We start from the raw sequence: 12,013 nt of genomic DNA, 5'->3' as shown, positions 1-12,013 counted from the left end.
CCGGTCCGGGCCCTCGGAGACCCCGATCGGCGGTGATCAACGTGTTGCCGGCGCACCGGCGCACGCGAAGAAGACAGGTGGAATCCGCAGCATGACGCAGGCTGTGCGGGACGTGTGGCAGTACCGCGGGCTGATCGGCAATTTCGCCAACCGCGAGGTCAAAGGCAAGTACAAGGGAAGCCTGCTCGGCTCCGCCTGGTCCCTGATCAACCCGCTCGCCACGCTGGCGACGTACAGCATCGTCTTCGGTTTCATCCTCCGGTTCCCCACACCGGTCGCGGGGAACGGGACGCTCGAGAGCTTCCCGATCTACCTCTTCACCGCCCTCACTGCGTGGAACTTCTTCCACGCCGTGACGACGAGCGGCATGGGAGCACTGGTGAGTGCGGGGCCGCTCTTGCGGAAGATCTACTTCCCGCCGTTCGCGCCGGTCATGGGTTCGGCGCTCGCCGTGCTCAACCAGACGGCGATCGAGTTCGGGCTGCTGTTCCTCGTCTACGTCCTCGTCTGGAACATCAGCTGGACGTTCCTGATGGTCCCCGTCCTCCTCCTCATGCTGGGGGCCTTCGCCCTGGGTCTCGGCATGCTGCTCGCGATCCTCAACGCCCGGTTCCGGGACGTGGCGTACATCGTCACCGTGCTCCTGGGCCTGCTGTTCTACGCCTCTCCCATCATCTACCCCATCACCCTGGTCACCGAGCTCTACGCCGAGCACCCGTGGCTGCGGATCTACGAGTACAACCCCATCACCTCGTTCATCGAGGCGTTCCGCGATGTGCTCTGGGACCTGCAGTTCCCCGGGTGGGGCCGGCTCGCATACCTGGCGACGCTGAGCCTGGCCATGCTCACCGTGGGGTGGTGGTTCTTCCAGCGAAAGGCCGCCGACGTGAGCGAGGACCTGTGACCGCACCACTGGGCAACGACACCGCACCCGGCCGCGCCGAAGCCGCCGACGTGGCCATCGCGGTGCGGGGCGTGACCAAGAAGTTCCGTCTCCACAACGACCGGAAGACGAACGTCAAGGAGCTCTTCAGCGCTCGTCGCCGCCAGTCCCGCCACGAGGAGTTCTGGGCCCTCAAGGGCGTCTCCCTGGACATCCCGCGAGGCAAGACCTTCGGCCTGATCGGGCACAACGGGTCGGGCAAGTCGACGCTGCTCAAGCTGGTCGCCGGCATCCACCGCCCCTCGAGCGGCACGATCACCGCATCCGGCCGGGTCTCGGCCATGCTGGAGCTCGGCGCCGGGTTCCACCCCGAGATGTCCGGCCGCGACAACATCTACCTGAACGGGTCCATCCTCGGGATGACCCGCAGGCAGATCGACGCCGCCATGGACGACATCATCGAGTTCAGCGGCCTCGGGGAGTTCATCGACACCCCCGTCAAGGTCTACAGCTCGGGCATGTACGTGCGGCTGGGCTTCGCCATCGCGGTGAACCTCGATCCCGAGATCCTCATCATCGACGAGGTCATCGCCGTCGGGGACGAGGCGTTCCAGCGCCGCTGCTTCGACCACCTGTACCAGCTCCGCCGGAAGGGCGTCACCATCGTTCTGGTGACCCACTCACTGGCGCTGGTGTCCGACCTCTGCGACGAGGCGGCCTGGCTCGACGGCGGCACGCTGCGCCACGTCGGCCCCGCCCGCGAGGTGGTGGACTCCTACCTCACCGAGGTGAACGCCAAGGAGGCCGCGACGGACCAGAAGGAGAGCGAGGGCGAGAGCGACGCGCTCGTCGAGTCAGCGGCGGACCCCGACGGCTTCGAGGGGAAGACCCCGCGACGCGGCTCCGGCGAGGTCCGCGTGACCGGGGTGCAGTACCTCGACGAGCACGGAGCGGACCGCAAGTTCCTCACGACCGGGCGCCCCTGCACGCTGCGGATCTCCTACGACGCCGGCACCGAGATCCCGGAGGTCACCTTCGGGCTCGCCTTCGTGCACGAGTCCGGGGTCCAGGCCGCCGGACCGAACTCCGGTTACGGCCCGGACACCTTCGCCCTGCCACGCGGCCGAGGCACGGTCGACTACTCGCTCGACTCGTTGCCCTTGCAGCCGGGCGAGTACCTCGTCAGCGCCGCGGTCGTCGACAAGGGACACATGTACGACTACATCGACCGGGCCTTCGTCCTCAAGGTGCGCGCGGAGGACGCCGTCACCGAGCCGGGCCTCATCCGCATGTCTGGACGCTGGACCCACCAGGCTGCGTTGCCGGCGGCCGACGAGCTGACCTCCCACTGAGCGAGGAACCCCGATGATCACCGAAGAAACTCTCAAGTCGCTCCTGCTCGCCCTGGCAGAGAAGACGCACGACGACGTCGAGCGCATCATCACCTCCAACGGCGGGCTGACCGACGAGGAGCGCACGTCCATCCGGCAGGCGCTGGACTCCGCCGACACCTCGGCGGGCATGGCGCGCGCTCTCGGCGACACCCTCCGCGCGGCCGGGGACATCGACTACCTCGCCAACGAGTGCTACCGGGCCGCCTTCTACCTCGGCGACGGGCTCGCCGAGCTGCGTTCGGACGACTTGTTCGGCTACTTCTCCACCAAACGGACCGGTCGGATCCTCGACAAGTGGATCCACTACTTCCCCGTCTACTCGGAGCACTTCGCGCGATTCCGGGGCACGCCGGTGCGCATCCTGGAGATCGGCGTGTACCGCGGCGGATCGCTGGACATGTGGCGCTGGTACTTCGGTCCGGATGCCGTCCTGGTCGGGGCCGACATCGACGAGCGCGCCCAGCAGGTGGCCGCCCCCGACCACGTCGTCGAGATCGGCGATCAGACCGACCCCGAGTTCCTCAAGTCCCTGGTGGAGAAGTACGGGCCGTTCGACATCGTGATCGACGACGGCGGGCACGAGATGCGCCAGCAGATCGTCACCGCGGAGACCCTGTTCCCGCTGCTGGCCGAGGACGGGGTGCTCCTCACCGAGGACTGCCACACCTCCTACTGGGACGCCTACCAGGGTGGGGTCGGTCGTCCGGGGACCTTCATCGAGTGGTGCAAGGACCGCATCGACGACATCAACGGCTACCACCGCCCCGGCCCCGTCGAGCCCGTCTGGACCGACCACGTGGCGAGCATGGCGTTCTACGACTCGATCGTGGTCATGCGGAAGAAGCGGCGATTCGCGCCCTTCGCCGAGCAGGTGGGCCACGCCGAGTTCCTGCTCCTGCCGCGGCTGTCGGCGCAGCACTACACCGAGATGGCCGCGCGGCGGGACGCCGCGATCGCCCAGCGCGAGGAGGCCCGCATGGAGGCCGAGGCGGTGCGCACCGCTCACGAGGCCGAGGTGAAGAAGCTCCACGACGAGATCGAGGAGCTCCGTGCGCAGGTGCCGGCACCGCGCCCCCTCGGCGAGACCCGCCGCTCACCCCTCACGAGGCTCAAGAAGCTGCGCCGCCGCGACGAGGGCTGACGTCGGCCTCCTGCGCGGCGGTCAGCGGCGGGGCACGCGAGCGAGCAGCCGGCGGGCCACCAGCCCGATGCCGCCCTCGCGAAGGGCGGCGGCGATCCGCCGGCGGAGCGTGCCTCGCGGAGGTCCCGCCGGCCGGAGACCCAGCTGGAGCCGGTCCACCGCATCGAGCGCCAGGTCAGGCGCCCGCCGCGGCGCGGAGCAGAACGCCACCAGCGGACGCGCCACCCGGTCCCAGGCCAGCTCGGCGGACAGGTCACGCGCCGCGTTGCCGAGCGATGAACGCGCACCGGGCGATCCGGCCAGTTCGAGGAGCGCGGCGCTCAGCGCCTCGACGTCCCCCGGCGGCACGACGAGGCCGGCGCCGCGGCCCGACAGCACGTCGGCCAGTTCGTCGCCGGCCGTGGTGATCACGGGAAGTCCGCACCACAGGTAGTCCAGCACCCGTGTGCGGAAGGCGAACTCGGTCTCCAGGTGGTCCCAGTGGGTGCTCACCGCGATGTCGGCGGAACGGAGCCACCGATCGCGTTCCTCGTAGGGTACCCAGCCCTCGTGGAAGACGACGGTCCGGTCCAGCACGCCCGCCTCCTCGGCGGCCCGGCGGGCCTCCCCCGCGTTCCCCTCCACGCCGGCGACCGGATGGCGGGTCCCGAGGAAGAGGAGACGCAACCGCGGCGCACGGTGCTCGACCTCTGCCATCGCGCGCACGAGGGTGACCGGGTCCAGCCACTCGTAGATCCCGCCGCCCCAGACGACGACCACGTCGCCGGGCGCGATCGACGGGTGCGCCCGGGCCAGGGCGTGCCGGTCGCCGTCCACCGGGGGGCGGCGCGGGGTGCCGAACGGCACGACGGCCACGAGGGCAGAGAGATCCGGGGCCCGGTCGTAGGTCACCGGGTTGACCCGGCCGAGCGCGGCGAGATGCCCCAACCACAGGGCGCGTTGGCGCCGCGAGGCGCACAGCACCAGGTCGGCACGGGACAACTGGACGTTCAGCGCCGTGATGCAGTCCCTGACCACCGCCCGGCGAGCTCCTTCACCGAGCCCGCGGGTGCGTTCCAGCTGCTCGAGGTGGAACGGGTCGTACGCATCGACGACCAATGGCACGTCTGACTCGGCCAGCCAGGGGTGCAGCCCGAGCACGTCTCCCTGGACGACGACCGACCCCGCCGACCGGACGAGCTCACGCAGGTGCGCCCGATCGCGAGCGGCAGTGAGCTGTACCGCCGGGTCGCTGATGCCCACCTCGGACAGGGACGCGACGGTGACCGCACCGATCACTGGTTCCGCCGCGAGGGTGCGAGCGAGCTCCAGGGTGCGGATGGCCGGTCCGGCCATCCGCACGCCCAGCGGCTCAGCGGTGACGAAGAGGACGCCCGGGGCGGTCAGGCGCCCCTCCCTTCGGGGTCGCAGAGGTAGTCGTAGATCCCGCTCAGCGCACGGTCCCAGTCCCCGTGCCGTTCGGCGATGTCCTGGAGGCCTCGCGTGGACAGCCGTTCGCGCAGCGCCTTGTCCCGGCACAGACGCTCCAGCTGGTCGGCCAGGTCGTCCGCCGTGCGCTTGGAGAGCAGGCAGTTCTCCTCGTGCTCGAGGATCCAGTGCCCCCAGGGGTTGTCGAACGCGACGACGGGAACGCCGCAGGCCATCAGCTCCAGGGGCAGGTACGACGGGTGCTTGGAGACGGTGAGCGCCAGGCCCACGTCGCTGTTCCGGTAGAGCTCACCGGTCGCCCGGTAGGCCAGCAACCCGAGGGGCTTGATGTCCTCGTCCGCGCCCTGCCCGGTGGCCCAGGCGCCGGCCGTCACGATGCGGACACCGTCGCCGAGACGACGCTTGAGCTCTTCGAGCGCCAGGGACGCCATCTCCCAGCAGTTCCGCCAGTGACCGGGACGGGCGTAGACGAACACGGTCACCGGCGAACCCGGTGTGCGCTCGTGCCGCCACCGGGCGTGGAAGACCGATCCGTCGACGGCCGGCATGAACCCCATGCCCTTGCCGTCGTAGTCCTCGGCGTAGATCTTCTGCAGGTTGTGGGTGTTGCAGAGCCCGTACAGCCCCAGGCGGTAGGTCTCCTCCGCCAGGGCGTACAGCGTGCTGGCCGGGTAGAACATCGGCTCGAAGTCCTGGATCAGGTAGAACTTCCGCTTCATGTTGGGTGCGTGCGCCAGCGCGTAGGCGGTGACCCAGAGCGTCGCGATCCCGACGTCGGCCTCGGGCACGTCGGACAGGCTCTCCCGCGACCCGTCGTAGAAGACGATCTGCGAGTCGGCCAGTGAGGGGAACGCCGCCGCCAGCGCCGACCGGACGAAGTGGTCCGGAGGGCTGCCCCACACGACGAAGCGGTTCTCGACGCCGTGGTTGCGCGCCAGCTCGTCCGCGATCCGGAGCGCCGAGTTGATGCCGCCGTAGAACGGGCTGTCGATGTCCGGGATGAACCAGTTGACCGTCCGCACCGCGAACGGCTCGGCGTTCTCCCGGTGCAGCGCGTCGATGGCCGCCACGTCGGCCGGCAGTGCCCGGCACATGTCGGCGAGCATGCGCGACTCCGCGGCGTCGTTGCGCTGCCGGAACGCGGTGAAGTCGCGGCCGAGCGGACCGGCCAGGCGCTGCTGCGGGCTGGGTTCGTGCCGGCCCTTCAGGGCGGGCGTGCGGCTGCCCAGGGAGAGGCTGGGGTTCCAGTACGGGTCGCCGCCGAACAGCCAGGTGTTGTAGCGCCAGTAGCTGGCGAAGAAGTCCTGGGTCGGCACGGTCGTGCCGCGGGTGGCCGACTCCAGGTGCCGGATGCCGGAGAACGGTGAGCAGATGTTCCGGCGGCCGTCCAGGACCATGTCCAGGCCCAGCGACACATCGGAGCCGCACAGGACGAACCGCTCGTCGAACCCGCCCACCTGCTCGAACAACTCACGGCGGACGGCGCAGCAGGCCCCGGTCACGGCCAGCACGTTGCGATACCAGTCGGTCGGCCCGTACATCGAGTCGCTGCCGGGCGCCATGCCCTCGAAGACGTGGTCGGCGAACCCACCCATGCCCAGGATCACCCCGGCGTGCTGGATCTTCCCGTCCGGCCCGGTGAGCTGGAGACCCGACACCCCGATCTCCGGCTGCATGGCCCAGCCCACGAGCTCCTTCAACCACTGCGGGTCGAGGACCTCGGTGTCGTCGTTGAGGAAGACCAGCACCTCCCCCGAGGAGGCCCGCACCGCGGCGTTGTTGACGGCGCTGTAGTTGAACGGCTGCTCGTGCCACCACAGGACCTCGACCGGGTAGTCGAGGCCGCGTCCGGCGTACCACTGCTCGTTCTCCGGCGTCTGCCCGCCGTTGTCGACGATCACCACGTCGAAGGTCGGGTAGTCCGTGCCCTCGAGCGACGGCAGGCAGGTCGACAGCATCGGCCGGTTGTGACGCGTCGGGATGATGATGCTGACCGACGGCCATTCCGCCGGGGTCCAGCGCAGCCGCACCGTTCCACCGGGCGCCGGCTCCGCCCGCGCGGTGATGCCCTTCCGGTCGAGGTGCTGCTGGACGATGCGCACCGCGTCGTCGTCCGGGACCGGGTCCCGCTCGGGGACGCTGCTCAGGACACGGGTCACCCGGGTCACGCGCTCCGGCTCGCAGTCCGCGCGGAGGAGGAGGTCCCAGTGGCCGGCCTCGCCGGCGTCGACCCGCAGACCCCCTGCGGCCAGGTACCGGGCGCGGCGGATGGCGAAAGCCCGCCCGACGTAGGGGGCGCCGAGCAGGAGCTCGGGGGACCACGACGGCCGGAACCGCGGATCGGTGGGCCGGTCGCCGTCCAGGACGTCGTCGTCCCAGGTGATGACGTCCACGAGCGGGTCGCGCCGGGCCGCCATCGCCACCTGGTAGAGGCAGTCCGGACGGAGCCGGTCACCGGCCTGGAGCAGGACGACCAGGTCAGCGTCGCCGTGGATCACGTGCGTGTTGGCGGACTCGACCGGGATGCCTCCCGCCTGCACGACCCGTCCGCTGACCGCCGGCTCGACCGACGACGGGAGGACGGGGTCGCAGGCCACCGCGGTCCAGTGCTCCCAGGACTGCTCCTCGAGCGAGGCGAGGGTGTCGCCGACGGCACCCTTGCCGGGCAGGATGATCACCTGGACCGACACCGGGTGCGAGGCGCGACGGGAGTACTCGCGCTGGGCGTCCCGCTCCTGCGGGGTCGCCTCGTGCTCGCGCAGCCAGCTGCGGTAGGAGGGCGCGGTCGGCTCGACGACGCCGGGGATGGCCCACAGCGACCGGATCGTGCCGGCGGTGTGCAGCACCTCGCGGTAGGTCGACAGCGCGGCCTTCGCCACCGCGCGCTGCTTGCTCCCCTCGGGCAGCCGGTCGCGGACCGTCTCCCTGACCCGCTGCTTCCAGCCCGTCGGCAGGCTCTCCGGGATCACAGGTGCATCGGTGACGGTGGCAGGTTCACCCGGCAGCCCTGCTGAGTCCGACACCGCCTGCGAGACTGGTTCCAGGGCCTCGGGCGAGGCGTCGGACGAGGAGGAGGTCACGATTAACGGCTCCCGTGGTGGTCGGCTGTGCGATTCATCCGGGAACTCCCCGCGCGACGGGCAGGGGCACCGGAGCCCCCAACCTACCTGGCCCCCCAGGGCGCGGCCGTCCGGATGGAACGGCTGTGCCGGGAGATGCTGACGTGCGTGTAGTTCTCGACGCGACCCCCCTCCTGGGCCCTCGGACGGGGGTCGGCCGGTACGTCGCCTCCCTGGCCCGGGAGCTGGCCGTCGGCCGGGACGACCTCGCGGTCGCCTGCGTCGCGTTCACCGCGCGCGGTCGCCGCGCGCTGCCAGCCCAGCTCCCGCCCGGGGCCACGGCTGTCGGGCCGCCCGCCCCGGCCCGCCTGCTGCACCGGCTCTGGGCCCGGTCGGAGTGGCCGGCGGTGACCCGGCTCACCGGCCCCGCCGACGTCTTCCACGCCACGAACTTCGTGCTCCCGCCCACCGGCCGTGCCGCGGGCGTCGTCACGGTGCACGACCTCTCCTTCCTCCACCGGCGGGACTCGGTCACCCCGGCCGCGCGCGCCTACCGCGACCTGGTGCCCCTCGGCCTGCGGCGGGCGCGGATGGTGCTCACCCCGAGCCGGTCGGTGGCCGAGGAGCTGGCCGAGACCTACGGCGTCGCGGAGGACCGGCTGGCCGTCACGCATCTCGGGGTCGACACCGAGTGGTTCACCGCGGAAGCGCCGGACGACGTCATGCGCCGGCGGCTGGACCTGCCGTCGCGCTACTTCCTCTTCGTGGGCAACCTCGAGCCGCGCAAGAACCTGCCGCTCCTGCTGTCCGCCTACCGCGCCCTGCTGGCCACCCTCCCGGATGCACCCGGGCTCGTCCTCGTCGGGCCGGAGGGCTGGGGGCCGCAGCTGGACCTGGAGGGGATCCCACCGTCCAGGATCCGCCTCACCGGCTACCTCCCGGACACCGACGTGCGTTCAGCCGTCGCCGGCGCCACTGCCCTGGTCTACCCGACCGCGTACGAAGGTTTCGGGCTTCCTCCGCTCGAAGCCCTGGCCTGCGGCACTCCGGTCGTCGCGTCCGACCTGCCGGTCATCCGGGAGGTGGTGGGACACGATCCCGCCGTCGCGACGCTCGTCCCGGAAGGGCGTGAGGCGCCCCTGACCGACGCCCTGCTCCGTGCCGCGACGGAGCCGGAACCGTCGGGCGCGCGCGAGCAGCGCCGCGAGCGCGCCCGACGGTTCGACTGGCACGCCACGGCGGCGGCCACCCTGGAGGCGTATCGGAGAGCGGTCAGCCGGTGACCGTCAGGGTCGCGCAACCCAGCAGCGGGTTGACCGCACCGGCCGTGTCGATGGCGTAGGCGCACACGGTCCGCCGGCCCGACAGCGGGCCCAGGTAGGCGGTGTACCCGTGGGCCTCCCCGGCCCCGCTGATCGCCGCTGCGACGTCCGGCCGGGACTGGTCCGCGGTCAGCCGCCCGGCGTACCGGCCGTCCAGGTAGAAGTGGACGTCGATGGAGCGCGCGGGGAGGTCGGGGTCGTACGCCCAGCCCCGCACGACCAGGTGCCCCGCTTCTGCGGTCACCGCGTCCACCGCGCCCCGCGGCTCGACGCTGGGCGCCACGGTGACCGCGAGACAACCCAGCCGGGTGTTGGGTGCGCTGCCACCGAGGACGTTGATCGCGTACGCGCAGGCCTCGTGGCGGCCGGGCGCGAGCACGACCGTGGTGGCGAACCCGTGCGCCGACCCCGTGCCCGGGTGCGCGGCCTCGACGTCCGGGCGCGGCGCATCCGCCGTGACGTGCGAGGCCATCCGGCCGTCGACGTAGAGGTGGACGTCGATCGGCGCCGAGGTGTCCGGGTCCAGCGCCCACCCTCGGAGGGCGACGGTGGCCCCCTCGGCGGACGCCACCTCGAGGTTCCCGATGGGGGGGACGCCGACGAGCGCGGTGGAGCAGCCGAGCTGCGGGTTCTCGGTTCCCTGGCGCACGTTGATGGCGTAGGTGCAGACCTCGTGCTCACCGGGGGCGACGGCGACGTCTCCGGAGAAGCCGTGCCGCCTGCCCAGGTCCGCGAACTCGGCAGGGATGTCGTCGCGATGCTGGTCCGCGCGCAGCGCGGCCGCCCACTGCCCGTCGACGTAGACGTGGACGTCGACGGGGCCGGCCGTCTCGGGATCCAGTGCCCAGCCCGAGACGCTGATCGCCCGCGGTCCGCCCGAGACGTCGGCACGGCCAGCGGGTCGCACCTCCAACGTCGTGGTCCAGCACCCCAGTTGCGGGTTGTGCCCGCCCGACGGCGAGTTGATCGCGAAGAGGCACACCTCGTTCCGACCAGGCTGCAGCGGTACGGGTATGCGGAAACCACGCGCCGTCCCCGCGGCCGGGTAGGCCTCTGCCACGTCCGGGCGCGGCTGGTCGGCCAGAGCCTGCGTCGCCCACGCGCCGTTCACGTAGACGTGCACCGCGGTCGGCGAGGAGCTGTCCGGGTCCAGGGCCCAACCGGTCAGCTCCCCCTGCCCTTCGCGGAGCACAGCGGCGTCGATGGACCCCAGCGGCAGCCCCCGGGTGTCCACGGTGCGGCAGCCGAGCTTGGTGTTCGGGGCGAAAGCGCCGACGTTGATGGCGTACACGCAGACCTCGTGGATGCCCTGCGTGACACCGATCGTCCGTTCGTAGCCGTGCGCGCCTCCCCACGCCGGCAGCGCGGCGGCCACGTCGTCGCGGCGAGCATCGGCCGTCACCGAACCCTGCAGCTGCCCGTCGACGTAGACGTGGACGCTGATCGGGGCCGTGGTGTCCGGGTCGACCGCCCACCCCCGGATGTCCACCTGGTTCCCCGTGCGGGCGGTCACCGAGTCGAGCGCACCCAGCGGCTGCCAGGCCGACTCCCCCGGCGCCTGGGTGGACGTGAACCAGTCCGTGAAGTACAGCCAGAAGTTGCGGTTGCCGTACGCCGAGCAGGCGTCCCCGGAACCGTATCCGGCGGCGAGGGCAGCGGCGTTGGGCTGGTAGGGCGTGTAGATGTACAGGCCCGCGGTGGCCTGGTTGTGGATGTAGACCTGGCTGGATCCGCAGTCGCGATTCGGGTGGTACAGCACGGTGTTGGTGCGACCGGCCCGGTACCCGTACGACGTGGGATGAGCCTTGTAGACCTGGAACCGCCGTGCCGCGCTGTACACCTGGTTCTGGAACCCGTTGTACGCCGGGTCGCAGGGGGCCGTGTCAGGACATGCGTAGCCCATGGCCTCCCGGTAGCGCCGCTCGTACAGTGACGACCCGGTGTTGGTCACCAGCGACTGTTCCTTCTGCAGCATCACGAGGAGCACCCGGGGACTGACGTTGCACGCCCGGGCTGCCTTGCTGATGATGGTGGCCGCGCTCTCCTGGGACCCGGCCGCATAGCCGGAGCAGTACTGATCCGCGGATCGGGCGGTGGTGTCCTGGCGGTAGTCCTTGAGGCACGGTGTCCCGTCGGATCCCGCACGGCAGTTCATGCCCTTGAGCTCGATGAACTTCCGGACGTCGTCGGGGCTCATCCCGGCTCCGTCGAAGAACACCGAGTCGCTGATGATGTTGCCGGGGTTGAACTGCCCCAGGTCCGCGGTGACATCGAGGTCGACCCGGTCGGGGGACGAGCCGCCGGCGACGAGCAGACCGGCGGCAGTGGCCATCACCGTGATCCCCAGGGCCAACCGGGTCAGGAGCCGCTTCATCTGGCCGGGACCTCCACGTCCACGGCCGGGGAGACACCCGTCGACGTGTCCGACCGGTAGGACAGGACCGCCTCCCAGGTGCCGGCCGCCAGGTCGGCACCGGCGACCTGCAGGAGCCCGCACGTGGTGGTCGTCGCATCCGGAGCAGCCGTGTTCTCGACGCTGAGGCTCTGGGATCCACGTGACAGCGTCAGCACGCAGCTGCCGTGCGACTCGATGACTCCCGCGACGTAGCCGTTGACCTCGACCGACCCGGTGTCCTCCACCCAGGCCGCGAAGGTGACGACAGGATCCACCGGCGTGGCACCGCGCACCGTCGACGTCTCCGCGGGAACCGGCGCCGGTGCGGAGGTGCGCTCGGGGTCGACACCGGCGGGGGCGGTCGTCCGGGTCGGACCCCCGGCCGCGGCCC

At 71.2% G+C, this 12,013-nt stretch carries 8 protein-coding genes; 4 read left to right on the top strand and 4 right to left on the bottom strand.

Annotation, left to right across the window (positions count from 1 at the left end; genetic code table 11):
- Positions 1–91: 91 nt before the first annotated feature.
- From ACI794_RS00280 to ACI794_RS00270, 3 genes are read left to right on the top strand one after another with little or no spacing between them, the layout of a single operon-like run.
- Positions 92–904, top strand: a complete 813-nt coding sequence (locus ACI794_RS00280; RefSeq protein ID WP_456580660.1) for an ABC transporter permease — start codon at positions 92–94, stop codon at positions 902–904.
- Positions 901–2,235, top strand: coding sequence for an ABC transporter ATP-binding protein (locus ACI794_RS00275; protein WP_456580661.1), 1,335 nt, complete (start codon positions 901–903; stop codon positions 2,233–2,235). The genes ACI794_RS00280 and ACI794_RS00275 overlap by 4 nt, the downstream gene beginning before the upstream one ends.
- A gap of 13 nt (positions 2,236–2,248) precedes the next feature.
- Complete coding sequence (locus ACI794_RS00270) at positions 2,249–3,418, top strand: class I SAM-dependent methyltransferase (protein WP_456602834.1); 1,170 nt, start codon at positions 2,249–2,251, stop codon at positions 3,416–3,418.
- A gap of 21 nt (positions 3,419–3,439) precedes the next feature.
- Here the strand turns inward: ACI794_RS00270 and ACI794_RS00265 are convergent, their stop codons facing one another.
- On the bottom strand, positions 3,440–4,753 hold the full coding sequence (locus tag ACI794_RS00265) for a glycosyltransferase (RefSeq protein ID WP_456615443.1): 1,314 nt from the start codon (positions 4,751–4,753) through the stop codon (positions 3,440–3,442).
- A gap of 47 nt (positions 4,754–4,800) precedes the next feature.
- On the bottom strand, positions 4,801–7,815 hold the full coding sequence (locus tag ACI794_RS00260; RefSeq protein WP_456615442.1) for a rhamnosyltransferase WsaF family glycosyltransferase: 3,015 nt from the start codon (positions 7,813–7,815) through the stop codon (positions 4,801–4,803).
- A 254-nt stretch (positions 7,816–8,069) separates the two neighbouring features.
- Here ACI794_RS00260 and ACI794_RS00255 point away from each other — a divergent pair, with 254 nt between their 5' ends.
- Positions 8,070–9,188, top strand: a complete 1,119-nt coding sequence (locus ACI794_RS00255; protein ID WP_456602837.1) for a glycosyltransferase family 4 protein — start codon at positions 8,070–8,072, stop codon at positions 9,186–9,188.
- Here the strand turns inward: ACI794_RS00255 and ACI794_RS00250 are convergent.
- Both ACI794_RS00250 and ACI794_RS00245 read right to left on the bottom strand, forming a co-directional pair.
- Complete coding sequence (locus tag ACI794_RS00250; protein WP_456615441.1) at positions 9,178–11,601, bottom strand: hypothetical protein; 2,424 nt, start codon at positions 11,599–11,601, stop codon at positions 9,178–9,180. The two genes, ACI794_RS00255 and ACI794_RS00250, sit on opposite strands and share 11 nt — an antisense overlap.
- On the bottom strand, positions 11,598–11,897 hold the full coding sequence (locus ACI794_RS00245) for a hypothetical protein (RefSeq protein WP_456602839.1): 300 nt from the start codon (positions 11,895–11,897) through the stop codon (positions 11,598–11,600). The genes ACI794_RS00250 and ACI794_RS00245 overlap by 4 nt, the downstream gene beginning before the upstream one ends.
- Positions 11,898–12,013 lie beyond the last annotated feature (116 nt).

The sequence above is a fragment of the Blastococcus sp. SYSU DS0541 genome, assembly GCF_054050875.1.
Note: the sequence above shows the minus strand (reverse complement) of the source record. Positions and strands in the feature narration are given on the sequence as shown.

What these genes read in the sequence shown, in the direction of transcription:
- ACI794_RS00280 (WP_456580660.1), top strand. Translation starts at nt 92, where the DNA reads ATGACGCAGGCTGTGCGGGACGTGTGGCAGTACCGCGGGCTGATCGGC.
- ACI794_RS00270 (WP_456602834.1), top strand. Translation starts at nt 2,249, where the DNA reads ATGATCACCGAAGAAACTCTCAAGTCGCTCCTGCTCGCCCTGGCAGAG.
- ACI794_RS00265 (WP_456615443.1), bottom strand. Translation starts at nt 4,753, where the DNA reads ATGGCCGGACCGGCCATCCGCACCCTGGAGCTCGCTCGCACCCTCGCG.
- ACI794_RS00250 (WP_456615441.1), bottom strand. Translation starts at nt 11,601, where the DNA reads ATGAAGCGGCTCCTGACCCGGTTGGCCCTGGGGATCACGGTGATGGCC.